This is a genomic window from Pseudomonas sp. NPDC078700 (assembly GCF_044542375.1).
In the GTDB taxonomy this organism is placed as follows: Bacteria; Pseudomonadota; Gammaproteobacteria; order Pseudomonadales; family Pseudomonadaceae; genus Aquipseudomonas.
In genome coordinates, this window is sequence record NZ_JBITUI010000003.1 from 783,972 (window position 1) to 810,620 (window position 26,649).

At 55.3% G+C, this 26,649-nt stretch carries 21 protein-coding genes; 18 read left to right on the forward strand and 3 right to left on the reverse strand.

The features are described 5' to 3' along the window. The first annotated feature begins 1 nt into the window (after position 1). The 8 genes from ACIGCM_RS14095 (at position 2) to ACIGCM_RS14130 (ending at position 13,864) form a co-directional block, all read left to right on the forward strand. Positions 2–1,588, forward strand: a complete 1,587-nt coding sequence (locus ACIGCM_RS14095) for a VWA domain-containing protein (RefSeq protein ID WP_397502687.1) — start codon at positions 2–4, stop codon at positions 1,586–1,588. After that, a complete protein-coding gene (locus tag ACIGCM_RS14100; RefSeq protein ID WP_397502688.1) occupies positions 1,585–2,904 on the forward strand; it encodes a hypothetical protein in 1,320 nt (439 codons plus the stop codon). The genes ACIGCM_RS14095 and ACIGCM_RS14100 overlap by 4 nt, the downstream gene beginning before the upstream one ends. A 33-nt stretch (positions 2,905–2,937) precedes the next feature. Further along, positions 2,938–3,945, forward strand: a complete 1,008-nt coding sequence (locus ACIGCM_RS14105) for an HAD family hydrolase (RefSeq protein ID WP_397502689.1) — start codon at positions 2,938–2,940, stop codon at positions 3,943–3,945. A 97-nt stretch (positions 3,946–4,042) separates the two neighbouring features. Beyond that, the gene (locus tag ACIGCM_RS14110; protein WP_397502690.1) at positions 4,043–5,629 is read left to right on the forward strand and encodes an arylsulfatase; all 1,587 of its coding nucleotides are present in this window, start codon (positions 4,043–4,045) and stop codon (positions 5,627–5,629) included. Between the two features lie 98 nt (positions 5,630–5,727). Beyond that, the gene (locus ACIGCM_RS14115) at positions 5,728–8,298 is read left to right on the forward strand and encodes a fused MFS/spermidine synthase (RefSeq protein WP_397502691.1); all 2,571 of its coding nucleotides are present in this window, start codon (positions 5,728–5,730) and stop codon (positions 8,296–8,298) included. Further along, positions 8,298–9,479 carry a BamA/TamA family outer membrane protein gene (locus tag ACIGCM_RS14120; protein WP_397502692.1) on the forward strand — a complete coding sequence of 394 codons (1,182 nt, stop codon included), beginning with the start codon at positions 8,298–8,300 and terminating at the stop codon, positions 9,477–9,479. The genes ACIGCM_RS14115 and ACIGCM_RS14120 overlap by 1 nt, the downstream gene beginning before the upstream one ends. 190 nt (positions 9,480–9,669) lie before the next feature. Beyond that, positions 9,670–12,207: a penicillin acylase family protein gene (locus ACIGCM_RS14125; protein ID WP_397502693.1), complete on the forward strand. Its 2,538-nt coding sequence runs from the start codon at positions 9,670–9,672 to the stop codon at positions 12,205–12,207. A gap of 523 nt (positions 12,208–12,730) precedes the next feature. Further along, positions 12,731–13,864 (forward strand): AI-2E family transporter, encoded by a 1,134-nt coding sequence (locus ACIGCM_RS14130; RefSeq protein ID WP_397502694.1) that lies wholly within the window; start codon positions 12,731–12,733, stop codon positions 13,862–13,864. Positions 13,865–14,011: 147 nt separating this feature from the next. Here the strand turns inward: ACIGCM_RS14130 and ACIGCM_RS14135 are convergent, their stop codons facing one another. Beyond that, positions 14,012–14,239, reverse strand: a complete 228-nt coding sequence (locus ACIGCM_RS14135) for a hypothetical protein (RefSeq protein WP_397502695.1) — start codon at positions 14,237–14,239, stop codon at positions 14,012–14,014. Between the two features lie 435 nt (positions 14,240–14,674). Beyond that, positions 14,675–15,241 carry a dCTP deaminase gene (gene dcd / locus ACIGCM_RS14140; RefSeq protein WP_087515996.1) on the reverse strand — a complete coding sequence of 189 codons (567 nt, stop codon included), beginning with the start codon at positions 15,239–15,241 and terminating at the stop codon, positions 14,675–14,677. A 335-nt stretch (positions 15,242–15,576) separates the two neighbouring features. Here dcd and ACIGCM_RS14145 point away from each other — a divergent pair, with 335 nt between their 5' ends. Further along, positions 15,577–15,786, forward strand: coding sequence for a cold-shock protein (locus ACIGCM_RS14145; protein WP_010484518.1), 210 nt, complete (start codon positions 15,577–15,579; stop codon positions 15,784–15,786). A gap of 109 nt (positions 15,787–15,895) precedes the next feature. Here ACIGCM_RS14145 and apbC read toward each other — a convergent pair whose 3' ends face one another. Next, entirely contained in the window at positions 15,896–16,987 is a 1,092-nt protein-coding gene (apbC, locus tag ACIGCM_RS14150; RefSeq protein ID WP_397502696.1) for an iron-sulfur cluster carrier protein ApbC, read from the reverse strand. Between the two features lie 169 nt (positions 16,988–17,156). On the opposite strand from apbC, the gene metG reads away from it, so the two are divergent. The 9 genes from metG (at position 17,157) to ACIGCM_RS14195 (ending at position 26,558) form a co-directional block, all read left to right on the forward strand. Next, on the forward strand, positions 17,157–19,196 hold the full coding sequence (gene metG, locus ACIGCM_RS14155) for a methionine--tRNA ligase (protein WP_397502697.1): 2,040 nt from the start codon (positions 17,157–17,159) through the stop codon (positions 19,194–19,196). A 170-nt stretch (positions 19,197–19,366) separates the two neighbouring features. Beyond that, complete coding sequence (rsxA, locus tag ACIGCM_RS14160) at positions 19,367–19,951, forward strand: electron transport complex subunit RsxA (RefSeq protein ID WP_397502698.1); 585 nt, start codon at positions 19,367–19,369, stop codon at positions 19,949–19,951. Further along, positions 19,948–20,538 (forward strand): electron transport complex subunit RsxB, encoded by a 591-nt coding sequence (gene rsxB, locus ACIGCM_RS14165; protein ID WP_397502699.1) that lies wholly within the window; start codon positions 19,948–19,950, stop codon positions 20,536–20,538. Before rsxA ends, rsxB begins: the two co-directional genes overlap by 4 nt. Continuing rightward, positions 20,535–23,231, forward strand: a complete 2,697-nt coding sequence (gene rsxC / locus ACIGCM_RS14170; RefSeq protein ID WP_397502700.1) for an electron transport complex subunit RsxC — start codon at positions 20,535–20,537, stop codon at positions 23,229–23,231. Before rsxB ends, rsxC begins: the two co-directional genes overlap by 4 nt. A gap of 3 nt (positions 23,232–23,234) precedes the next feature. Then, entirely contained in the window at positions 23,235–24,266 is a 1,032-nt protein-coding gene (rsxD, locus tag ACIGCM_RS14175; RefSeq protein ID WP_397502701.1) for an electron transport complex subunit RsxD, read from the forward strand. A gap of 30 nt (positions 24,267–24,296) precedes the next feature. After that, positions 24,297–24,923, forward strand: coding sequence for an electron transport complex subunit RsxG (gene rsxG, locus ACIGCM_RS14180; protein WP_397502742.1), 627 nt, complete (start codon positions 24,297–24,299; stop codon positions 24,921–24,923). Beyond that, positions 24,923–25,636: an electron transport complex subunit E gene (locus ACIGCM_RS14185; protein WP_397502702.1), complete on the forward strand. Its 714-nt coding sequence runs from the start codon at positions 24,923–24,925 to the stop codon at positions 25,634–25,636. Before rsxG ends, ACIGCM_RS14185 begins: the two co-directional genes overlap by 1 nt. Next, positions 25,633–26,271, forward strand: coding sequence for an endonuclease III (nth, locus tag ACIGCM_RS14190; protein WP_397502703.1), 639 nt, complete (start codon positions 25,633–25,635; stop codon positions 26,269–26,271). Before ACIGCM_RS14185 ends, nth begins: the two co-directional genes overlap by 4 nt. Positions 26,272–26,378: 107 nt before the next feature. Next, complete coding sequence (locus tag ACIGCM_RS14195; protein ID WP_087515986.1) at positions 26,379–26,558, forward strand: PA3496 family putative envelope integrity protein; 180 nt, start codon at positions 26,379–26,381, stop codon at positions 26,556–26,558. Positions 26,559–26,649: the final 91 nt, after the last annotated feature.

Below are 26,649 nucleotides of genomic sequence, written 5' to 3' on the forward strand. Positions count from 1 at the left end.
GATGGATATCGACCTGAGTGCCCTGCATTTCCTTCGCCCGCTGTGGTTGCTGCTCATCTTGCCGGCAATTGCACTGCCGATACTCTGGGCGCGCCGCCATGATTTGAGTCGCCAGCTACAAGGGGCCATTGCCCCCCACCTGTTGCAGCACTTGGTGATTAAACCCCAAGACAATCAACGCCTGCGCCCTGTGCATTTTCTCGCCGCGATACTGTTTGTCGGCGCACTGGCGGCAGCGGGACCAACCTGGGAACAGGACCGTCCAGACTTTCTCGATGACCGTGCACCATTGATACTGGCAGTTGACCTGTCGCCGTCCATGGATGCTGACGATGTGCCGCCCACTCGCTTGAGTGCCGTGCGTAACAAATTACACGACCTGATAGAGCGCCGTGCTGGCGCGCGTACAGCACTGATCGCCTACGCTGGCAGCGCCCACTTGGTCTTGCCAGCGACAGACGATCCGGCACTGCTCAATACCTTCGTTGAAGCCCTATCCACAGGCCTGATAGAAAAACCCGGGCATGACGTGCTGGGCGTCATCGATCAAGCCAAACGCCTGCTCGAAGCTGAGCAAAGTCCGGGCAGCCTGGTACTGATTACCGATGGCAGCGATCCCGCACTTAACCCTCAAATAGCTGAACATCTCAAAGGCGTCGACCTGCAAGTGTTGGTTCTCGCGGTTGGCAGCGACAAGCCCAGCGTGGTGCGTAATGCCCAAGGTCTACCTCAGGTTGATAGCAGCGGTCGCGCGGTGCAGGCCAGCTTTGACAGCAAAGCGATCGAAGCCTTGGCCGATGCTGCCGATGCGCCGCTCGGCAGCTTGACCCTCAATGACGATGACCTTGATTGGATAGAGCTGCACGCCCAACGCCACTTTCAGGCGATTCGTGACGAGGGCAAGGAAATTCACTGGAAGGATGCAGGTTACTGGTTATGTTGGCCGCTATTGTTGATCGCCTTGTTCTGCGTGCGCAGGGGCTGGCGTGTGCATTGGCTGGCAGCTTTGCTGCTGACTATTGGTCTGACTCTTCCCTCTGCCCCGGCACAGGCAGGTGCCTTGGCAGATGCTTTTTTCACTGCGGACCAGCAAGGCCGCTGGGCGTTTGAGCACCAGCATTACCCTCAAGCGGCTGAGCACTTCAAAGACCCCTACTGGAAAGGCGTAGCCGCTTATGAGGCCGCTGACTATGACGCTGCTCTGCTCAGTTTTGCCACACTCAATAACGCACAATCGTTCTTCTATATGGGCAATAGCTATGTGCGGCTGTTTCGCTTCCCTGAAGCCATAAATGCTTACCAGCAGGCACTCAAGCTGCAAGCTAAATTCCCCGAAGCCACCAGCAACTTGGCGCTGGCCCAAGCGTTACAGAAAGACTACGAAGACCAGCAAGAAGCCGGAACCCCGGACGAAAAACCGGACGAGCTCAAATTTGATAACAAAGCCGACAAAGGCAAAGAGACCCCACAACCAGTGGCCAAAGCTGCATCCGATCAACAATGGCTGGATAACCTCACCACCTCGCCTGCGCGCTTTCTGAAGCAGAAATTTTTGCTGCAAGATGCTGAGCGGGAGACCACACCATGAAACATCTGATCCTGTTACTCAGCTTGCTATTGCCATGGCCGGTATTGGCCGCCGAACCCACAGTGCTGGTTGACAGCCGTCTGGTACCGGATAAACAAGTCTTGGTCGGCGGCACTATTAAGTACCAAGTCGATGTACTGGTTGATACCTGGCTCACCAGCGCGCCGCAATTGCCACCGCTGAAGTTGCCGGGCGCAATTGTCTCCGAGCCCAGCTCGGAAGCCACTAACCTGACTCAACAACGTCAGGGCAAAACCTTTTTTGGCTTGCGTTTCAACTATCAGATCACCCCTCAGCAAGCGCAAAAGTTCGACATTCCCGCACTGAGCTTTCAGATCCAGCCCGGTCAGGCCAGTCAACCCCAACAGGTTCAAACCCAGGCGCTTAGCTTTAGCGCAGCACAACCTGCTGGCACCCCTGATGGCGGGCATGCGTTGATCGCCGAATCACTCGAGTACAGCCAAACCCTGGTTCGCTCCCACGACCCCTTGCGGGTTGGCGATAGCATCAGCCGTCAACTCAGCGTGCGCGCCGTGGGCGCACAAGCCATGCTGATTCCGACACCGCAACACAACGAAATTGAAGGGCTAAAGCAATACGTCCAAACCCCGGATATCCAGCCACTGGGCAATGGTCGAGGCGATATTACAGGCGGCATGCGTAACGACACCCTGACCTATGTTGTCAGCGAGCCGGGCAATTACACATTGCCTGCCCTGGAGCTCAAGTGGTGGGACCAAACGGGCCAGGCGCACACTGCCTCAGTGCCTGAGGTCAGCTTTAAAGCTCAAGCCCAGAACGCCTACAGCGGGCCATTCTCCATCAGCGAAGACTTACGCAAGCTAGGGCAAAACACTCAACTGCATATCGCCCGCCACTGGCTCCTACTGACCGGCTTATTGCTCTGCGCAGCGCTGCTTGGATTCTTCGGCCGGCCTTACTGGCAGCGCGGTCTGCAACTGTTCAAGCAACAACGCGCAGCACGGCAACAGGCCTGGCAGGCCTCACCTGAATATGCCTGGCGACAACTTAAAGCCAAGCTCAATGATCAATCCGTGCCCTATAACGAGTTGTACATTTGGCTCAAACGTAGTGCGAATGTCGGCACAGTTCAGGATGCATGTGAGCAATTGCCTTCGCATCTTAGCAATCCCCTGCTAACCTTGATAAACAAGCCCTACGCCCCGGCTAAAACCGCTCTAGATAGCGCTGCTGAGCAAAAGCAGTTACTGATTAAGGTGCGTGCAGAATTTAACAAAAGCCAAAGCTCTGCCTTAACCGACGGGGCTTTGAAACCGCTAAACCCCGAGCATTAAACGCCAAACATTTGATAACACAAGGATGACCCTATGCACCGCCCAACTGCGTATAGCCCACTGCGTTGGTTAACTGCATTTTTGTTGGTGTTACCGCTGCTGACTCAGGCAGCTGAGGAGCTACCCTCCTGGAACGATGGCCCCTCGCGCCAAGCCATCGAGGAATTTGTTCAGGCCGTCACTGAGGAAGGCAGCAAGGACTATGTGCCTGTTGCTCAGCGCATTGCGGTTTTCGATAACGACGGCACCTTATGGAGCGAGCAGCCGATGTACTTTCAGCTGTTGTTCGCGTTGAGCGAAGTCAAACGCTTAGCCCCTGAGCATCCTGAATGGAAAACCGAACAACCCTTCAAGGCTGTTCTCGAAGATGACCAGAAGACTCTGGCAGCCGGCGGCATGGATGGATTAATGAAAATTGTGGGTGCCACCCACACGGGCATCAGCACCACTGAATTCAGTGAGAACGTAGAGCGTTGGCTCGCCAGTGCCAAACACCCGAAAACCGCAAAGCCGTTCACTGAAATGGTCTACCAGCCGATGCTGGAGCTGCTTAACTACCTGCGTGCACACGGCTTTAAAACCTACATAGTTTCAGGCGGCGAAGTGGAGTTTATGCGGACCTTCGCAGAAGAGGTCTACGGCATCCCACCCGAGCAAGTCATAGGCACAACTTTTGCCACCCAGTTCCAAGATAAGGATGGCAAATACTCGATCTTGCGTGAACCAAAGCTGGCCCTCAATGACGATGGTCCCGGTAAGCCTGTAAGTATTCAGTCAATCATCGGCCGCCGCCCTATTCTGGCCTTCGGCAACTCCGATGGTGACCTGCAAATGCTGCAATGGACCACCGCTGGAGATGGCAAGCGTTTCGCCGGAATAGTCCATCACACCGATGCTAATCGTGAATGGGCCTATGACCGCGATAGCAAAATCGGCCGCCTTGACAAAGCACTTGATGCCGCCAAAGCCAACGACTGGACAGTGGTCGATATGGCAAAAGAGTGGAAACACATCTATCCCTTTGACTCAAATCAGCCATAGGTCAAATTGTCACAATACAAACATCAATATGGCCAACAATCAGCTACGCTTTTAAACCGTTGTTATTGAAGTTCGTCGCACACATGGAGATACAAGAATGAAAGCCCCTAGAAAATGGATACCGCGATTAGCCATCGCGATGGCAACGGCTATAAGTGCCTCTGCCACACTTGCAGCAGAACAGCCCAATATCCTGGTGATATTCGGTGATGATGTCGGCCAGACCAACATCAGCGCCTATGCTCATGGTGTTGTGGGCTACCAGACGCCTAACATCGATAAAATTGCCAAAGAAGGCATGATGTTCACGGACTACTATGCAGAGAACAGCTGCACGGCGGGCCGTTCGTCCTTTATCACAGGCCAGTCACCATTGCGTACAGGCTTGTCCAAGGTCGGGATGCCAGGGGTGCCCGTCGGTCTGCAAGCCCGCGATGTCACCATTGCCCAAGCGCTTAAAGCAAAGGGCTATGCCACAGGTCAGTTCGGCAAGAACCACCTGGGTGACCGTGATGAATACCTACCGACTAACCATGGTTTCGACGAGTTCTTCGGTAACCTGTATCACCTCAACGCCGAAGAGGAACCTGAGCGCCCTTACTGGCCAAAAGACGATGCAGAGTTTGTCAAGGCGGCCTCTCCGCGTGGGGTAATCAAATCCAGCGCCGACGGTAAGATCGAAGACACCGGTGCGCTTAACAAAAAGCGCATGGAAACCATCGACGACGAGACCACCCAAGCTGCAATCAACTTCATTGATAAACAAGCCAAGGCCGATAAGCCGTTCTTCGTGTGGATGAACACCACCCGCATGCACGCCTTTACCCATGTGCGTGACTCAATGAAAGGCCGCAGCGGTATGGTCGGCAATGAATATGCCGACGGCATGCTTGAGCACGATGAAGATGTTGGCAAGCTGCTTAAAAGCTTGGATGATCTGAAGATCGCCGACAACACCATCGTGATCTACACCACCGATAACGGCCCGAACCAATGGTCATGGCCGGATGCGGCAACCACACCGTTCCGTAACGAGAAAAACTCCAACTGGGAAGGTGCTTATCGGGTACCGGCAATGATCCGCTGGCCGGGCCATATCAAGCCTGACACTGTTTCCACCCAAATGTTCTCCGGTCTCGATTGGTTCCCAACCCTGCTCGCGATAGCCGGCGACACCGACATCAAGGATCGTTTGCTTAAAGGGACCGACCTTGATGGTAAAAACTTCAAGGTTCACCTTGATGGCTTTAACCAACTCGACTACCTGACCGGCAAAACCGACAAGAGCGCCCGTAACGAGTTCTACTACTTCAGCGATGATGGCGATTTAGTCGGCATGCGCTTCGGCGACTGGAAAGTGGTGTACTGTGAGCAACGTGCACCCGGTGGCCTCCAGGTCTGGAGCGAACCCTTCACCTGCCTGCGGGTACCGAAGCTGTTCAACCTGCGCATGGACCCTTACGAGCGTGCTGACGTGGTGTCTGACCAATACTACGACTGGCTGACGAAGAATGACTACTTAGTCTTCCAAGGCACCCGTAAAGCTGCGGCCTTCCTGCAGACCTTCGTTGAATATCCACCAAGCCAGCGTCCGGCGAGCTTTAGCATCGACCAGGTGCGCGCTGATGTAGATAAAAAAATCGAAGCCAAAATGAAAGAGGCAGAAGCTGCAAAAACTCAGTAACTCAGCCCTTGGCGCTCCAGGCTTTGGAGCGCTATCTTAAAACCTGCGGCAAGGTGACTTGCCGCAGGTTTTCTCATATTAGATAAGGCACTTTTTTGATGTCCTCAGCCGCCAAATCGTCTCGCGCCCGCTCCCGTGGTGAGGTTGTTGATCCTGCTGTAACCCCTCTTGCTCTGCCCATGCTGATTCCGGTTTTACTGCTATTCACCTCTGGCTGTGCAGCCTTGGTCTATCAGGTGCTTTGGGTCAAGCAGCTTTCACTGGTCGTTGGGGTTGAGGTCTATGCCATCACCACTGGCATCAGTGCGTTCTTCGCCGGACTGGCCTTGGGCGGTCTGGTTTTTGGCCGCTGGGCAGATCGTTTGACACGGCCGATTCGGCTCTATGCAGCGCTGGAACTGATAGTTGCCATCCTCGGCATATCGACAACTTATGCCTTGTCACAGTCGGCGGGGCTTTTCGCTCGCCTTGAAGACAGCCTCGGCTTGCTCGCTTGGCTGCTGCCTTTTTTATTAGTGGGTCTGCCTGCATTTTTCATGGGCGGAACCTTGCCAGTACTGGTCCGCGCTTTATCGCCTGCCGATGGTCGGCTCGGTGAAGCAGGTGGTCGCCTGTATGCCGGAAACACAGCCGGTGCCATCGCAGGAACCTTGCTTGCGGCTTTTTTTCTAATCCCAGCGTTAGGGGTAACGGGCAGCGCCTATGCCGCGGCTCTGCTTAACTTGCTTGCCGGTGGCGGTGCCTGGCTCGCCCGGCGCAATGATCAAGGACTGACCCAACCGGTGGTTGCGACCCCAGCCCCGCGAGCCAACAAGGCACGCCTTGCCATTGCCTTGTATTGCATCGCCGGTGGCGTTGCCTTGGGTTATGAGGTGGTTTGGACTCAGTCAATTGTGCCCTTTATGAGCACGCGCGCCTTTGCCTTCTCGGTGGTATTGGCCACCTACCTCACCGGCCTGGTCCTAGGCAGTGCCCTGTATGCACGCCGCGCTGACCGCATCCGCGACCCATGGGGGTTGTTTGGCCTGCTAATTGCTGCGGCGGGTTTGCTGGCCTTGCTGCAGATATCCGGTCTTGGCTACTGGCTGGTCATCGCCCAAACCCAGGCTGAGTTTTGGGTCTTGCAACTGACCGGCAACGACCTGGCCGGCATGTCCGCCCGCTTTGCCGTCGCGGCGCTGTGCGTGGTGTTTTTACCCACCACCCTACTCGGCGCGGCCTTCCCACTGGCGCTGCGTTTAGCGGTCAGCAGCGACCACGTTGGCCGCGATGTAGGCACTGTCGTGGCATTGAACACCTTGGGCGGCATCGTTGGGGTTGTACTCACCGGCTTCGTTCTGGTCCCTGAACTTGGCTTGGTTCACACCTTGGTTGTGCTTGCCGTAGTGGCGGCATTGATTGGCCTTGTTGCAGCCCTTAAAGGGGCCAATGTGGGCAAAGGCCTGCGCTTGGCCATTATGGGTATCGGCATTGCCACGCTCGTGGGTGGAGCCCTGACGCCTGCGGAGCGTCTAGCGGAACTGCTGCCCGGTGCGCGCAACGGCAAAATCGTGTTTTATCAGGAAGGTCGCAGCGGTACGGTCGCGGTGGTGACTCAAGGCCGGGCGGAACGCCAGTTCAATCGCTTGTACATTCAAGGCGTGTCCAACACCGGCGATGCCATGCCTTCGCTGCGTTACATGCGCCTGCAAGCCCTGCTGCCGCTATTGATCCACGATGGCAAACCCAGCTCAGCCCTGGTCATCGGATTCGGCACAGGCATCACTGTCGGTGCCATGCTTCGCGATGAGGATCTGGAGCAACCGGTGGTCGCCGAGCTACTTCCCGAAGTGCTGCAAGCGGCCCCGTTGTTTAACGGCAACTACAACGCCGAGAACGACCCACGCTTGGACATCCGCCTTCGCGACGGCCGCCGGGAATTGCTGCGCAGCGCTGACCGATATGACCTGGTGACCTTAGAACCACCACCGCCTTCAGCTGCCGGGGTGGTCAACCTCTACTCCAGAGATTTCTACTCACTTGCAGCCAGCCGCTTAAAGCCTGGCGGCCTGGTCGCACAATGGCTCCCGCTGCCCACTCAAAACACCGAGGACAGCCGCTCATTGGTGCGCAGTTTTATCGATGTATTCCCCCACGCAACCCTCTGGACAACTGAACTTCATGAGATGTTGCTGATAGGCTCGCTGGAGCCGATGTCATTGTCGGTCGCACAAATCAAACAGCGCTTTGAACGTCCGCAGATTCGCGATGCGCTGCATGAGGTCGGCATAGACTCGCCGGCAGCCCTTCTCGCGACGTGGATCACTGACCGCAAGGGCCTTGAGCAATTTGCCGCCGATGCACCAGCCGTCACTGACGATCGCCCGCGCATCGAGTACGCCCCTTGGGTGCGCTCAAATGAAATCACCCGCGTACTCCCTGCCTTGCTAGAGCTGCGTACTGCACCGCCATTAGAGGGGGCTGACGAAGGCTTCCGGGCCGAGGTCGAGGATAACTGGAAGCGCTTGCAACATTTCTATGCAGCCGGCTTATTTTCCTATCAGCGCGACCGCGAAGGCTGGACCCGTGAAGTTCGCCAACTGCTCCAGACCGACGAAAACAATCCTTACTACCGCTGGTTTCTAGGCTTGCCCCAAGCAAAAGCCAATCCGAGCCAGGCCACCAATTAATGAGCCACAAAAGGTTGCGGCCTGTATTTCCATTGTTGCTGGCACTGCCTTCGCTGGCACTTGCCAGCACATTTGGCGAGCAGCTGGCTGATCCTGATGACGGCCAATTTGACGCCAGTCACTATCTGTCCGAAGTACCCAGTGGTTTCCTGCCAGTGCCCAGCCTTATTACCGAACCTGCAGTCGGCACAGGTTTGGCACTGGGCGCGCTGTTTTTCCATGAGTCAGAGGAGCAACGCAAACAGCGCACCCAAGGCAAAGCCCTGCTGCCGGAAAACATCAGCATAGTGGGCGGTATGGGCACCGAGAATGGCACCTGGGGTGCTGCCATTGGCCATCTTGGCTTCTGGATGGAAGATTCTCTGCGCTACCGGGGCGTGCTGGCTTATGCGTCACCGAACTTAGACTTTTATTCACTGCCAAGGACTGGGGATCTCAACAAATCGATTGAGCTGAACCTCAAAGGCCCTGTTGCCTTTCAAGACCTAAAATACCGGCTTCCCGGCACCCAGGTATTTGTCGGCGGCCGCCAGCTTTATCGAAAAGTCACCAGCAAACTGGCGAATTCTCCTGACCTGTCACGTTTCCCTACGGCTGTTCAGGATTTTCTGGAGCGTCAAACCAACAAATCCATCACCACCTCAGGCTTGGGCGTGGTGTTGGAATACGACAGCCGGGACAACCCTTTCAACCCACAGAAAGGTTATTACTACTCCGGCAATTACACAGTGTTTGATGACAGCCTCGGCAGTGATGTCGAGTACGCCAGCTACCAGATTGCTGGCTTGAACTACTGGCAATTAAGTGACCGCTGGAATCTGGGCCTGCGCGTGCAAATGGATGCGGTAAACGCCCGTGGCGACAAAGACCTGCCGCCTTATGTACCGCCCTTTATTGACCTGCGTGGCGTACCGAAATCGCGCTATCAAGGCGACCGGATCGGGGTAGCCGAAGTTCAGTTGGACTATAAACTCACGCCGCGTTGGACCCTTGGCTTATTCACCGGCACTGGACGGGCAGCCGATCACTTCGACGAGTTGGGCAGCGCAGAAGAAGTGAACAGCTACGGCACGGGCTTTCGCTACCTAATTGCCAAACGCTATGGCTTGGTGATGGGCGCCGATGTTGCCCGAGGGCCTGAAGACACCGCAGTGTATATCCAGACCGGATCGACCTGGTGAAGCAGGCTTGAGCCTGGCGCCGCACTGATAATTTCAATCCAGCTCTTGCCAGTTTGAATGCCGCTGACTAACTTACGCAGCGCCAAGCCAACAGCTCAAATGACCCATCACTCCAGCCAGCATGCCTGCTAGGCTAGTGACCATAGCTGAATCTATTATCGACCTGCTCCACCCGCCAGGAGTTTGCTGCATGCAGTCGCGTGTGTTTCGTCCCTCAGCCGTATTCGGCCTAACTGCGTTAATCAGTGCTGGGCTTGTGCTCAGCGGCTGCCAGTCATTTTTGAGCAGCCGCTACGGTGACAGCGTGCCGCCTGATCAAGGCATTGTCAGCGTTAAAGGCTTGGCCAAAGGCGCAGTCGTGCGGCGCAATGCCCTGGGCATGCCGCTGATTGAAACCAGCACCCTGCATGATGCAATTTTCACGCTCGGTTATGTCCACGCAGGTGACCGCCTTAGCCAAATGGTTGGCATGCGCCTGTTGGCTGAAGGTCGTCTGTCGGAAATGGTCGGACCCGGAGCCCTTGAAGTGGATCGCCTGATGCGTGCGGTAAACCTCAAGCAGAGTGCCGAGTTGCTCTATAAAGGCGCATCGCCGCGCCTGAAGAAGATTTTCGAGGTCTATGCCCGTGGCGTTAACGCCTATATGTTCCGCTTCCGTGACAAGCTGCCGATGGACATCGCCGAGTCGGGCTACCGCCCGGCCTACTGGAAGCCAGAAGATTCAGCACTGATCTTCAGCCTGATCAACTTCGGCCTCTCGGTGAACCTGCAAGAAGAAATCGCCGCCTTGATCATGGCTCAGAAAGTGGGCAGCAATAACCTTGCGTGGTTGTTGCCGGTTTATCCTGACGATGGCTTGCCGTTTGATGAAGCCGACAAACTTAAAGGCCTGAAACTAAACGGCCAGATCGCTGGATTAAACGCCATCGACTCGGCGATACAGCAAGTGGCTGACACCCGTTTGCTTAGCGTTGCAGCATCAAACAACTGGGCCGTCAGCCCGCAAAAGAGTCGCAGTGGTAAGAGCTTGCTGGCCAATGACACCCATTTGCCGCTGTCATTGCCGTCGATGTGGAATTTCGTACAGATCCGCGCACCAAAATATCAAGTGGCAGGCGTTTCAATCGCTGGTGTACCTGCGGTGGTCGCTGGATTCAACGGCAAAGTCGCCTGGGGCATGACCATGGTCATGGGTGACAACCAAGACATCTTTCTGGAGCAAGTAAAGCGCCAGAATGGCACGCTTTACTACCTCGCCGATGGTAAGTGGCAGCCGGCCAAACAGCGCCAGGAAACCTTTTTTATAAAAGGCCAAAGCCCAATCCGCGAGACGATCTTCGAAACCCGCCACGGCCCCCTACTGAACTCGGTGCTGGGTGAACGCAAGCAGATGCTACAGCCGCTGCAAGTCAGCAGTGGTTATGGCTTAGCCTTGCAGACAGCCCAGTTTGAAACCGACAAAAGCCTCGATGCGTTTTTTGACCTGTCACGCGCCCAGTCGGCTGATCAAGCCTCAACTGCCACCCGTGAAATCCGCGCCATGCCTTTAAACATCGTGTTCGCAGATGCCGAGCACATCGGCTGGCAAGTCACCGGGCGTTTTCCTAATCGCCGCGCGGGTGTTGGGCTGATGCCATCACCTGGCTGGGACGGTAAATACGACTGGGACGGTTATGCCGAGCCCATGTTGCATCCTTACGATCAAGACCCACAACAAGGCTGGATCGCAACTGCCAATAACCGCACCGTACCACCCGGCTATGGTATGCAGCTGTCTAACTCATGGCATTATCCAGAACGCGCCGAGCGCATCGCCCAGTTGCTCAACAGTGGCAAACAGGATCTGCGCAGCATCAAAGCCATGCAGTACGATCAAACCACTTTATTTGCTGGCAAACTGCAGGGCATGTTTGAAGCGCCAGGCATGGCCGCCCCCCTGAAGCAGGCCATTGATGCGTTGCCGCCAAGTGATGCTGCAAATGCGCGCAATACCCTTAAACGCTTGATGGCATTCGACGGTAACCTGGCCGCTAACTCGGCCGATGCCGCGTTGTACGGTGCTTTTTTACATGAAAGCGCGCGGCAAATATTCCTTGATGAATTGGGTCCTGACACCAGTGCAGCGTGGAAGGCGTTGGTGGAAACCGCTGGTACCTCTTACTCCGCTCAGGCGGATCACTTGCTAGCCCGCGACGACAGCCCATTCTGGGACGATATCAGCACCCCGGAAAAAGAAACCAAGGCGATGATTCTGGCACGCAGCCTGAGCGCAGCGGCCAGCTTCACCCAAAGCAAGCTCGGCAGCGATCCATCCACCTGGCAGTGGGGCAAGCTGCACAACTACAACTGGATCAGCGACAGCAGTAAATCTGCCCCCATGCTCAGCGCCAGCCAACGCGCCAGCCTGAGTACGATCAGCAGCTATCTGGATCGTGGCCCATACCCAGCCGGCGGTGACCACAGCACCTTGAATGTCTCGGCTTATCACTGGGGCCAGGACTTTGATACGTGGTTGATTCCAGCCATGCGCATGGCCGTCGACTTCGGCCTGGATGAACCCTTTTATGGGGTGAACAGCTCGGGCCAGTCAGGTAATCCAGCGAGCGATCACTACGCCGATGGCATTGACGCTTGGCTCAAGGGCCAGTACATGAGCTTTCCGTTCAAATCACAGAACATCGACAAGGTCTACGGCAGCAAACGCCTACTGCTGACACCCGGTAAGTAATAATTATTTGCCGCAGCAACTGAACCAAATGGATAAACGCCACTCAGAAATAGTGGACTTACTCCATGATCATCGTTTAGGGCGCCTCTGGCGCCCTTTCTTTTGCCCGTAATTTATTAACCATTAGTCAAACAATCGAATCGACTTTTTAAGCGCCTAAGCAGGTTAAGCGCTGAGACTAGCGCTCACTCATGCCCATGACATTTTTATGGTTAATCCTGTCATTGCCTCTATAAACTAGATGACTAAATCGCTGCCGACAGATCACTTCATCTGACTAAGGAACCTCTGAAAAACTACTGCGCTAGGTAATACGGCGTTAAAAATCTGCTCAAAATGCTCATTTAGGACAACTAAACTGCGCTTTTTCGCATCTTTTTGCCTTGTACTCCCGTCGCTCGCTACCTTTTTCAGAGGATCCCTAAGTGTCTTTTTGCTCAGCGGCTATGCTTTACGTAACTATGGAATCAACACATGCGCAGTGCTCAAGAGCCGTTGCGCAGTCCCTCAGAAAGGAACTCAAATGTCGTCTACGCCACCACCAGAGCTGCAGTTTTCGCGCAATCTGCTGGATACCTTTATCCGTGCTGCGCTCATTGCGATCTTGGTTTACAGCTGTTATCAGGTTTTCCATCCTTTTCTGAGCACGCTGCTTTGGTCGCTCATTCTGGCGGTGACCTTATACCCCCTGCACCGTATCGTTAAAGCACGTTTGGGTAATCATGATGGCCGTTCGGCCTCTCTGATCGTCGTACTGGCGATTACCGTGCTATTGGTTCCGGTGTACTTCTTGGGTGCCTCACTTACACAATCTGTGCATGTCGCGATTGAGACGGTCAAAAACGGCACCTTGCACATTCCGCCGCCTCCCGCATCCGTCGAGCAATGGCCGCTGATCGGCCCTCCGCTGTATGCCTTCTGGGTGCAATCAACCTCTGACTTGACCAGTGTGCTTCAAAGCGTGGCACCGCATCTCAAGGGTTTCGCCCTGGGTTTACTGAGTAAGCTGGCAGGTATTGGCGCTGGCTTTTTAGTCTTCATGGCTTCACTTGTGGTTGCCGGTGTCATGATGGCTTACGGTGAAAGTGGTCACAAAAGCGCCATGCGCATTGCCAACCGAATCATCGGCCCTGACCGCAGCAACAGCTTCATCCATCTGTGCACCGCAACGATTCGCGCTGTAGCCCAAGGTGTGATCGGCATCGCCTTCATCCAAATGGTAGTCATCGGCCTCGGCTTTGTCGTTATGGGTATTCCAGGTGCAGGCTTGCTAGCGATGGTGATTCTGCTGCTGGGCATCATGCAGTTGCCGTTACCACTGGTTACCATCCCGGTCATCGCGTTTGCGTTCTTCACCGAGGGCACCTCACTCGCCACCATTGTGTTTGCTGTCTACACATTCGTAGGTGGGCTGCTGGACAACATTCTCAAGCCCATGCTGCTGGGTCGGGGGGTTGATGTACCCATGCCGGTCATATTGATCGGTGCGTTGGGAGGCATGCTGGCAGGCGGAATCATCGGCCTGTTTATTGGCCCCGTCGTACTCGCCGTTGGATATAAACTGTTCTGGCAGTGGGTCGATGCCGGTCAAGCCCCGGTAATTATTGACCCACCAGAAAGCGCTGATCAGGTCGCGCCGCAAATCCGTCAGGGCTAAACTGCGGTAGATCGCAATTATTGAGCCGCAACGGCTGAACCAAATGCCCAAGCGCCACTCAAACATAGTGGACTTACTCCACGAACATCGTTTAGGGCGCCTTTGGCGCCCTTTCTTTTGCCTTGAATTTACGCTGTTGGGCCTGAATCACTCTTGTGAAATGCCCGTCACAGTAATCGCGTAGCGCTCTAATAGCTGCACCGCTGGGGTTTGGTTCTCATGTGGAAGCTCTTTGGGTGGCAGGGTTTTGAGCGTTTGCTGCGCCATTTTCAGCACCCGCTGAGTCGCTTCATCGACACTGGGCTTTTCCGCTGACTCAACTTCAAGGCTTTCGGCGCGTTCGTCATGGCTGTAGGTAATTCGCCAAACAGGCATAGTGCCTCCTCATTACATCGTTATGAGCGACCGCCCTGAATCAGGGCCTGTATGCATTAGAAGGCACATCGGCAGGACAGTTCGTTGGCGTTACATATTGAAAGGTATTACTCCAGCCATTGCGCTAACGTCTATTTGTCACCATCGGCCAAATTTCTGGCATCTGCGGGCAATTATCCCCCTACCTTCTGAGTGGACAATATGCCCTTGGACGGCTGTTGAACGTATTGCAAGGCGCCTTGCCTTGCGTTTCAACCCTGCGCTCTCCCCGAGCGACTCCATGGTATTGAGGTGGTCAGCTGATGCTGACCACCTCTTTTTTTGCCTAAGGAACCCCTGAAATACTTCAGGGCTGCTAGCGACTCGCCTCAGTCCCTTATCAAACAGGCAAAAAAAACCTCGCCAAATAGGAGAGGTTTTTTATACACGCTGAAATCAGGCTTTAGGCAGGGTCACACCGCGCTGGCCTTGGTATTTGCCGCCACGGTCTTTGTAAGAGACTTCACACTCTTCGTCGGACTCAAGGAAAAGCATCTGGGCAACACCTTCGTTGGCGTAGATTTTCGCCGGCAGGGTCGTGGTATTGGAGAACTCCAGGGTTACGTGCCCTTCCCACTCAGGTTCAAGCGGGGTGACGTTAACGATGATGCCGCAACGTGCATAGGTGCTCTTGCCTAGGCAGATAGTCAGCACATTGCGCGGAATGCGGAAGAATTCAACCGTGCGCGCCAGGGCGAATGAGTTAGGCGGAATGATGCAAACATCGCTTTTCACATCAACAAAACTTTTTTCATCAAAGTTTTTAGGATCGACAGTTGCCGAGTTGATATTGGTGAAAACCTTGAATTCATCCGCACAGCGAACGTCATAGCCGTAACTCGAGACACCATACGAAATTAATCGCTCGCTACCTTCGGTACGTACTTGGCGCTCAACGAAAGGTTCGATCATGCCCTGTTCTTGGGCCATGCGGCGAATCCACTTATCCGATTTGATGCTCATGGCGGGCGTCCTGAATGTGAGTGATGGAACAAATGATGAAAAAGTGAGCGCATCTTACCGGGGCTGGCGATAGGGTTCAAAGGCTGGCGTCGAATGAGCAAAAACTGAGCAGTTTTTGCTCCATCAGTCGCTAAATAACAGAAAGGTGCACACAGTGTTCGCGCTTAGCGTGAAAAACGAGTATGGTGCTTCCACTGTGCTGCATGTGTCACCGCGAATCGCTACTTGATGCCTAGATTTCGATCCAAACATCGTCCGACTCCTAGTACTCGTTGCACTCAGTCCCGGCCTGGTTTTTTCCAGGGCTGTATATTACTTTTGTTAGGAGATTACACATGTCTAATCGTCAAACTGGCACCGTTAAGTGGTTCAACGATGAGAAAGGTTACGGCTTCATCACTCCACAATCTGGTGATGACCTGTTCGTACACTTCAAAGCTATCCAGAGCGATGGCTTCAAGAGCCTGAAAGAAGGCCAGCAAGTAACTTTCGTGGCCACTCGTGGTCAGAAAGGCATGCAAGCTGAGGAAGTACAAGTTATCTAACTTGTACTTTCTATAAAAAACCCCGCTTCGGCGGGGTTTTTTTATGCCTGCATTTTAGGCTATCCGGCAGTTACCTTAGCTTGAGCAAGGTAACTGCCGGCAATTGCTGTCAATCATCGCTTACCGAAATAGTCGGCATGGCTTGAGCTGTAGCGCCACTTTGGGCAATACGCGCACCGACAGTGCGTGCTGTTTCCTGGTAGATCATAGCGATCTGGCTTTCCGGATCGGCAATGGTGGTAGGCCTGCCGCCGTCAGACTGCATGCGAATCGCCATCGACAACGGCAACGAGGCCAACAGGTCGACATCAAACTGCTTGGCCAGCTTCTCACCGCCACCTTCGCCGAACAGGTGCTCGGCATGCCCGCAGTTCGAGCAAATGTGCACGGCCATGTTCTCAACGACACCTAACACCGGAATATTGACCTTGCGGAACATCTCCACGCCCTTTTTCGCATCAAGCAGGGCCAAATCTTGCGGCGTTGTCACAATCACTGCCCCCGCAACCGGGACTTTCTGCGCCAGCGTCAGCTGGATATCACCGGTGCCTGGCGGCATATCCACCACCAAATAATCCAGGTCAGTCCAGGCTGTTTGCGTGATGAGCTGGATAAGCGCGCCAGACACCATCGGCCCACGCCAGACGACAGGGGTGTTTTCGTCAGTCAGAAAGGCCATCGACATCACTTCAACGCCATGGGCCTCAAGCGGCACAAACCACTTTTGATCCTTGACGAGCGGTCGTGTGCCTTCAGCGATACCAAACATGATGCCCTGGCTCGGCCCGTAAATATCAGCATCGAGAATACCGACCTTGGCACCTTCACGGGCCAAGGCCAGTGCCAGATTCGCCGCAGTGGTGGACTTGCCTACACCGCCTTTGCCCGAGGCAACCGCAATAATATTCTTAACATTGGCCAGCGCGGGCACTTGGTCCTGCGCTTTGTGCGCAGCAATCACGCAATCGATCTGCACCTTGGCTGCATCAACGCCATCAAGGTTAGTCAGGGCCATTTCCAAGACCTGTGCCCAACCGCTCTTGAATAAACCAGCGGCATAGCCCAGCTCAAGGCGCACGTTGACCTGGCGGCCTTGAATATCAATTTCACGCAGGCAACCGGCGCTGACCGGATCCTGATTTAAATGCGGATCGGTGTACTGACGCAGGGTGGCTTCAACTACTTCACGGGTAACAGACATGAAAACTCCCAAACAAAGGTCAAGTAACGCAGCCCAGCATGTTACCGCAAAGCCTGACTTGCAACAGATGCGGACTTTTAAGCCGTTAACGAACCGCGCGGGATGAAAAAAACCTGCCAGGGCTATATAGTTAGCGACCTCCTTTGATTTACCAGTGCAGCCGATATCCATGACTGAAGCCCGCAAGATTCTCGTTACCAGCGCCCTGCCCTATGCCAATGGTTCTATACACCTTGGCCACATGCTGGAGTACATCCAGACCGACATGTGGGTGCGTTTCCAGAAACTGCGTGGCAATCAGTGCATCTATGTCTGCGCTGACGATGCCCATGGCTCAGCGATCATGCTGCGTGCCGAAAAAGAAGGCATCACGCCTGAGCAATTGATTGATAACGTCAAAGCCGAGCATACCGCCGACTTTGCCAACTTCGGCGTGGATTTCGATAACTATCACTCGACTCACTCCGAAGAAAACCGTGAGCTGTCGGCCGCGATCTACCTCAAGCTGCGCGACGCTGGCCACATTGCCACGCGCTCGGTGACTCAGTATTTCGACCCGGAAAAAGGCATGTTTCTGGCAGACCGTTTCATTAAAGGCACCTGCCCGAAATGTGCGACCCCTGATCAGTACGGCGACAACTGTGAGAAATGCGGCGCGACCTACGAGCCAACCGAGCTGAAAGATCCGCGCTCGGCTATTTCCGGTGCAGTGCCGGTGCTTAAAGAGTCCAAGCACTTTTTCTTCAAGCTGCCTGAGTTTGAAGCCATGCTCAAGCAGTGGACTCGCGGCGGTGCGCTGCAAGATGCTGTGGCCAACAAGATCGCCGAGTGGCTTGATTCAGGCCTTCACGAGTGGGATATCAGCCGCGACGCGCCGTATTTTGGCTTTGAGATTCCAGATGAGCCGGGCAAGTACTTTTACGTCTGGCTGGATGCGCCTATCGGCTACATGGCCAGCTTCAAGAACCTGTGCAGCAAGCGCCCTGAGCTGGATTTCGACGCGTTCTGGAACAAAGACTCCAGCGCCGAGCTGTACCACTTCATCGGCAAAGACATTGTGAACTTCCACGCCCTGTTCTGGCCCGCCATGCTTGAAGGCGCGGGCCTGCGCAAGCCAACGGCGGTCAATGTCCATGGCTACCTGACGGTTAACGGTCAGAAAATGTCCAAATCGCGCGGCACCTTTATCAAGGCGCGCACCTACCTCGACCATCTCAACCCGGAATACCTGCGTTACTACTACGCCGCCAAGCTGGGTCGTGGCGTTGACGACCTTGACCTCAACCTTGAAGACTTCGTGCAGAAGGTCAACTCTGACTTGGTCGGCAAGGTGGTCAATATCGCCAGCCGTTGCGCCGGGTTTATTCACAAAGGTAACGCTGGCGTGTTGGTCGCCAGTAACGCAGCGCCCGAACTGACAGAAGCCTTCCAAGCAGCTGCACCGAGCATTGCCGAAGCCTATGAGGCCCGCGACTTTGCCCGCGCCATGCGCGAAATCATGGGTTTGGCCGATCGTGCTAATGCCTGGATTGCCGACAAAGCGCCGTGGTCGTTGAACAAGCAAGAAGGCAAACAGGAAGAAGTCCAGGCGATTTGCGCCCAAGCCATCAACCTATTCCGTCAGTTGGTGATTTTCCTCAAGCCGGTCTTGCCGAACCTTGCCAGCGACGCTGAGGCATTCCTCAATGTGGAGCCGTTGCGCTGGGATGACTACAAGACCCTGCTGGCCGACCACCAGTTGAACCCGTTCAGCGCACTGCTGACCCGTATCGAACCGGCGAAAATCGAAGCCATGATCGAAGCCTCCAAAGAAGACCTCGCTGCTGAAGCCACCCACCAGCCAGCGGGCAATGGTGAACTGGTTAAAGAACCAATCGCTGCCGAAATCGCCTTCGACGCCTTTGCTGCTGTCGACTTGCGTGTGGCGCTGATCGAGAAATGCGAATTCGTCGAGGGTGCTGACAAGCTGCTGCGCCTGAGCCTGGATATCGGCGATGCCAAGCGCAACGTCTTCTCCGGGATCAAAAGCGCATACCCAGACCCAAGCAAACTGGAAGGTCGCCTGACACTGTACGTAGCCAATCTCGCAGCACGCAAAATGAAGTTTGGTGTCTCAGAAGGCATGGTTTTAGCGGCTGGCCCTGGCGGTGAAGAAATTTACCTGCTCAGCCCTGATAGCGGTGCCAAGCCTGGCCAACGGGTTAAGTAAAACAGCACACCAGTGGCGGGCGCAGTAACGCCTGCCAGCACCCGCCACTGGCGCTGCTAGACTTATAGCCAAATAACACCCCAACCAATGCTGGCTTGTCTGCGCTGCACCTGTCACCGATAATAGACAGCCTTTTTATACGGCCTTTGCCCGTCCAAACGGTACCCGCAATGACCGAACTCGCACTCATTCTGGTTAGCGCCATCCTGGTCAACAACTTTGTGTTGGTGCAGTTTCTTGGCCTATGCCCATTTATGGGTGTGTCGAAGAAAATCGAAACAGCGATTGGCTTGTCCTTGGCCACCACCTTTGTTTTGACCCTGGCCGCCATGTGCAGCTATTTGGTCCAGCAATATGTGCTCAAGCCGCTGGATATCGAGTTTCTGCGCACCATCAGCTTTATTCTGGTGATCGCCGTTGTGGTGCAGTTCACCGAGATGGTGGTCAACAAGACCAGCCCGCTGCTCTATCGCGTGCTGGGTATTTTCCTGCCGCTGATCACCACCAACTGCATCGTGCTGGGTGTCGCTCTGCTCAACGCCAATAAAAGCGAATTCACCTTTATCACTGCGACCGCCAACGGTTTTGGTGCGGGTCTCGGTTTCTCCTTGGTGCTGGTGTTGTTTGCCGCCATGCGTGAACGGATTGCCATTGCTGATGTGCCCAAGTCATTCGAAGGCGCAGCCATCGGCATGATCACCGCGGGCTTGATGTCCTTGGCGTTTATGGGCTTCACCGGGTTGATCAAGTTATGAGCCTGGTTATCAGCGCAGTACTCGCGCTGCTGGCCCTGTGCTTGGTCTGTGGTGCAATCCTGGGTTATGCCGCCGTGCGTTTTAAGGTCGAAGGCGACCCCATTGCCGAGCAGGTCAACGCCCTGCTGCCACAAACCCAATGCGGCCAGTGTGGTTACCCCGGCTGCAAACCCTACGCCGAAGCCATTGCTGGCGGCGACAAGATCAATAAATGCCCGCCGGGTGGCGAGGCAACCATTCAGGCACTGGCTGACCTGCTCGATGTCGAGCCTGAACCGCTGGATGCCGTGGAAGGTGAAAAGCCGCAAATGGTCGCCTACATCCGTGAGGCCGAGTGCATCGGCTGCACCAAGTGCATTCAAGCCTGCCCAGTGGATGCGATTGTCGGCGCGGCTAAGCAGATGCATACCGTGATTGTGTCTGAATGCACCGGCTGCGACCTCTGCGTGGAGCCCTGCCCGGTCGATTGCATCGATATGATCGAAGTGGCCAGCAGCGTGCAGACCTGGAAATGGCAACAGCCACTTGCACCCGGCCAATTGATCGCCACTGACCGTGCCGGCAGTCACAAAGGCGAAGCGGCATGAGCTTGATGCAAATCTGGGACATTCCGGGCGGCATTCATCCACCCGAGTGCAAAGACCTCTCCAACCAACGTCCGATCCAGCAAGCGCCATTGCCTGCGCGCTTGGTACTGCCGCTTAACCAGCACATCGGTGTACCAGCCGAGCCGGTGGTTGCGGTTGGCGATTCGGTGCTCAAGGGCCAGCTAATCGCCAAGGCCAACGGTTTTGTCAGCGTACCCGTGCATGCCCCCACTTCTGGCACCATCAGCTTTATTGGCCCGCAGCCCTATCCCCATGTGTCTGGCATGCTCGCGCCGGCAATCGTTATTGACAGCGACGGCAAGGATCAATGGTGTGAACTGCAGCCCTGTTCCGATTACCGAGCGCTTGAGCTGAGCGCGCTGCTGGACTTGATTCGCCAGGCCGGTATCAGTGGTATGGGCGGCGCAGGTTTCCCCACAGCGGTAAAACTGACAGCGCGGCCCACGCAGAAAATCCATACGCTGGTTATCAACGGCACCGAGTGCGAGCCCTACATCACCGCCGATGACATGCTGATGCGTGAGTATGCAAGCGAACTGGTTTCTGGCATCGAAATCCTCGCCCACCTGATTAACCCCGAACAGGTGTTGATCGGCATCGAAGACAACAAGCCCGAAGCCATCGCTGCGGTTAAGCAAGCGGTTGGCGAGCGACCTTATCAAGTCTGTGTCTTCCCCACCAAGTACCCGTCAGGCGGCGAGAAGCAACTCATCCAGATTCTCACCGGGGTTGAGGTGCCTAGCGGTGGCCTGCCTGCAGACATCGGTATGCTCTGCCAAAACGTTGGCACCGCCGTCGCCTTGCACAACGCAGTGGTACTCGGCAAACCGCTGATATCGCGCATAACCACACTTACCGGTGAAGCACTGGCGCGGCCGATGAACGTTGAAGCGCTATTGGGCACAGCCGTCAGCGAGTTACTCAGCTTTGCCGGTCTGGACGAACACGCACTGAATCGCTTGATTATGGGCGGCCCAATGATGGGCTTTACCCTACCCAACACTGATGTGCCGGTGATTAAAACCACCAATTGCTTACTGGCATCCAGCGCTGCTGAGCTGCCAGCCCCGACTCAAGCGATGCCCTGCATTCGTTGCGGCGAGTGCGCAGAAGTCTGCCCGGCCAGCCTATTACCGCAGCAGCTGCACTTCTTCGCTCTCGGCCAAGACCATGAGCAACTCAAGGCACATAATCTGTTTGACTGCATCGAATGCGGTGCCTGTGCCTATGTTTGCCCCTCAAGTATTCCCTTGGTCCAGTACTACCGCGCCGCCAAAGGCGAGATCCGTGACCTTGAGCAAAAACAACTCAAGGCTGAACAATCCAAACAGCGCTTTGAATTACGCCAGGAGCGCTTGCGCCTCGCGGAAGAGAAGAAAGAAGCCGAGCGCAAAGCCCGCCTTGAGCGCGCCGCACTCGCCAAGGCCGCCCAAGCCAATGCGCCGGCTGCCGAAGCGGCTAGCAGTGTGGTTGCGCCCAAAGCCAGCGGCTTAAGCGATGAATTGAAGAAGCTAAAGATTCAAGCGAGCATGGCCCAAGTCGCGCTGAAAAAAGCCGAAAAGCAACTGGCCACTCACGACACCCCAGAACTGCACACACAAGTCAGCGAGTTACGCAGCGCCGCCGAAACAGCACAAAAAGCGTTGGATGCAGGTCTAGCCGCCGAGCCTGCGGCCAGCGCAAGCGCCCCTGCGAGCAACGACGCCGAACTGAAAAAAGCCAAGATCGACGCTGCCATGCTGCGCGCACAGTTGCGCAAGCTGGAAAAAATCGAAGCACCAACCACAGAGCAAACATCCGAACTGCAGCAATTGCGCAGCCAGCTTGAAGCCGCTGAAAAGCTTCTCGCCAGCTTGCAGACGCCCGTTGCCTCCACGCAGCCCGCTACAGCCAGCAACGACACCGAACTGAAAAAAGCCAAGATCGACGCTGCCATGCTCCGCGCACAGTTGCGCAAGCTGGAAAAAATCGAAGCACCAACCACAGAGCAAACAACCGAATTGCAGCAACTGCGCAGCCAGCTTGAAGCCGCTGAAAAGCTTCTCGTTAGCTTGCAGACGCCCGTTGCCTCTGCGCAGCCCGCTACAGCGAGCAACGACGCCGAGCTGAAAAAAGCCAAGATCGACGCTGCCATGCTCCGCGCACAGTTGCGCAAGCTGGAAAAAACCGAAGCGCCTACTGCCGAGCAAACAACCGAATTGCAGCAATTGCGCAGCCAGCTTGAAACGGCCGAGAAACTGCTCGTCAGCTTGCAAACAGCAGCACCAGCAGCCACGGAGCCAAGCGCAGTGGATCCGCTTAAAAAAGCCAAAATTGAATTGGCCATGGCCCGTGCCGCATTTAAAAAGGCTGAAAAAGCCGAAGCCGATGTGGCTGAGCTAGACCGATTGAAAACGGCGTTAATAGCGGCGGAACAGGCTCTACACGCAGCGGAAGAGGCATCCAACAAGCCAGCACCGCAGTTGCAGCGCACCGATAAACGGCCGATTGATGAAGCCAGCCGCGCACTGAAAACCGAAGTTGCTTTCGCTCGCGCCGACCTGCGTAAGCTGGAGCGTGATGAAGCCGCCGAGGCCACAGCCCTTGAGGCCGCCCGCTCACGCCTCAGTGCGGCCGAGCAAGCCCTGGCTGCCCATCAAACCACAGACTCAACATCAACAGAGACCCCATAGCCAATGGCCTTGCCCCGCATCACATCGCCCCACGCCAAGGGCAGCAATCGTACTCAGCAGGTCATGCTGCACGTATTGCTGGCGACCGTGCCCGGGGTTATCGCACTGACTTGGCTATTTGGCTTTGGCACCCTGATTAACCTGATCTGGGCCAGTGCTTGCGCATTAGGGTTTGAAGCGCTGATTCTTACCCTGCGCAAGCGCCCTGTAGGCTTCTTCCTGAAGGATTACAGTGCACTGGTGACGGCAGTGCTGCTGGCACTGGCACTGCCGCCTTACGCGCCTTGGTGGCTCACACTGATCGCTACAGGTTTTGCTATCAGTTTTGGCAAACAACTCTATGGTGGCCTTGGACAAAACCCATTTAATCCGGCAATGGTCGGTTATGTGGTGGTGCTGGTTTCGTTTCCAGTTGAAATGACCACTTGGCCCGCGCCGCACATGATTGGCCCACTGGATGCCTTCCAGCAGATTTTCGGCATCGCCAACTTGCCTGACGGCTGGTCGCAAGCGACAGCGCTGGATGCCCTGAAAATCAATAAAAGCCTGACCATCGAAGAACTCTGGGCACAAAGCCCAGCCTTTGGGCGCTTCGGCGGTGCTGGCGCAGAAGTGGTCAACATTGCCTTCCTGCTCGGCGGTATTTACCTGCTGCGCAAACGCTTATTTACCTGGCATGCCCCCGTCGGCATGCTCGCGGCCCTGGCGATAATGAGCTTGGTGTTCTGGAACGGTAGCGGCTCGGACTCCCACGGCTCACCGTTGTTTCACCTCCTGAGCGGCGCAACCATGCTCGGCGCATTTTTCATTGTCACTGACCCGGTTTCCGGTGCGACCAGTAACCTGGGACGTTTGCTATTCGGTATCGGAGTAGGTGTGCTGGTCTACGTGATCCGCGCTTGGGGCGGCTACCCGGATGGCGTCGCGTTCGGCGTATTGCTGATGAATCTCGCAGCCCCAACCATCGACTACTACACACGACCACGCACCTATGGTCACAGCAAGCCCACCCGTGGCTTTAAGCTCGGAGAATAACCAGTGGCCTTGCCTGAAATCAGTCGCTCGATGATCAAAAACAGCTTGGTGCTGGGGCTCTTCGCCGTGGTCACAGTCGGTACAGTAGCGCTGACTCAATTGGGTACTGCAGCGCGTATAGAAACTTCGCAGCGCGAGGCTCAAGTCCGCGCACTGGCAGAAATATTACCCAGCAGCAGTTACGACAATCACCTGCTGGATAATGTCGTCCAGGTATTTGACCCGAAGTTGCTTGGGGTTAAAACGCCACAAGATGCTTATATCGCCCTGAAGAATGGCCAACCGAGCGCAATCATCCTCAAAGCCACCGCACCCGATGGCTACAGTGGTGCGATTCATTTGCTGATCGGGATTAACGCCAATGGCACCTTGGCCGGTGTACGCGCCCTCAATCACCGCGAAACGCCGGGACTGGGCGACCGCATTGACCTGAGCAAGAGCAACTGGATTCTCGGTTTTAACGGTAAGTCGCTCAACAACCCAGATGATAATGGCTGGGCCGTAAAGAAAGACCGTGGTGTTTTCGACCAATTCGCTGGCGCGACCATCACGCCTCGTGCCGTGGTCAAGGCGGTGCATAAAGCCTTGCAGTATTTCGATGCTCACCAGCAACAATTGTTTGCCAGCCAGCGCACCGTGCAGCAGGAGTCCAACTGATGGCCAGCCCCAGCTACCGCGAAATCACCTTGAACGGCCTGTGGAAGAATAATCCGGGGCTGGTGCAATTGCTCGGTCTATGCCCACTGCTGGGCACCAGTAACTCCACTGTAAATGCCTTGGGCTTGGCCTTGGCCAGCGCCTTGGTGTTGATCTGCTCCAACACGGCTGTATCGCTGGTGCGTGGCGTGGTAAATACCGCTGTGCGCTTGCCAGCCTTTGTGATGATCATCGCTGCGCTGACCACCTGCATCGAGTTATTGATGCAGGCATATACCTACGAGCTGTACCAGATTCTCGGTATTTTTATCCCGCTGATCACCACCAACTGCGTGATTCTTGGCCGCGCTGACGCCTTTGCCGCAAAAAACGATCCGGGCCGCGCCGCTTACGATGGTTTGATGATGGGCTTGGGCTTTGCTGCGGTGCTGGTCGCCATCGGTGCCATTCGCGAACTGCTTGGCACCGGCATTTTATTTGCCAATATGCAGTTGCTGTTTGGCCCAGCAGCGGCCAATTGGCAGATTACAGTGTTCAGCGATTACCAAGGCTTCTTACTCGCCATTTTGCCGCCGGGTGCCTTTATCGTCCTCGGTTTGTTGATTGCCGGGAAAAACCGAATCGACTCGGTGCTGGCTGAACGCGCCAAGGCCAAACAACCGGAGGCGGTGGTGCAAAGTCGCCGAGTTCGAGTAACAGGAGTCATTGAGTGAACGCGGCTAAACGCTACGAAATCTTCCGCCGTCTGCATGAAGACAATCCTGAGCCCAAAACCGAACTGGCCTACAGCACACCTTTTGAACTGCTGATTGCAGTGATTTTGTCGGCTCAAGCCACCGACGTAGGGGTCAACAAGGCCACAGCCAAGCTCTACCCTGTTGCCAACACCCCGGAAGCGATTTATGCCTTAGGCTACGATGGCCTGTGTGAGTACGTGAAGACCATCGGCTTGTACCCAAGCAAGGCGAAAAACGTCATCGAAACCTGCCGTATGCTGGTCGAGTTGCATAACAGCGAAGTACCGCAAACCCGTGAAGCACTTGAGGCGTTGCCGGGAGTCGGCCGTAAAACGGCCAATGTGGTGCTAAACACCGCGTTCAGGCAGTTCACCATGGCGGTCGACACCCACATTTTTCGCTTCAGTAACCGCACTGGCGTTGCCCCAGGCAAGAACGTGCTTGAGGTGGAAAAGAAGCTGCTGAAGTTTGTGCCGAAAGATTTTTTACTCGATGCGCACCACTGGATGATCCTCCACGGGCGCTACGTATGTCAGGCGCGCAAGCCGCGCTGTGGCAGTTGCCGCATCGAAGATTTGTGTGAATTCAAGCAGAAAACCTCTGACGATTGATTTTGCAGTGACTTTTCTATCCACCTGATTGAAAAAATCTTTTTTACCCGCTGCGATTTTGCCGTTATAAGGTGCGCAAATGGCTAACGCAGCCGGGAGTGGAAGATATGAGCACTGACAAAGAAGATCTGGACATCGACGACGACTTTGCCGCAGACGATAGCGATGATGGCGATGCACCGGTTGAGGTGGCAAAAACCAACCTGACCAAGCGCCGAATCATTGATAATTTTCTCGACGAACGCCGCCTGAACAAACAGCTGTCTGAGTACGATTTCGATTTATAAGCACTGCCCTGCCTAGCAGCCTGTCCTGCCCACCAAAAGCAGCGGCAATGACTGAGCAGGTTGAAACGCAATAGCGCGGTCCCAGACCAGC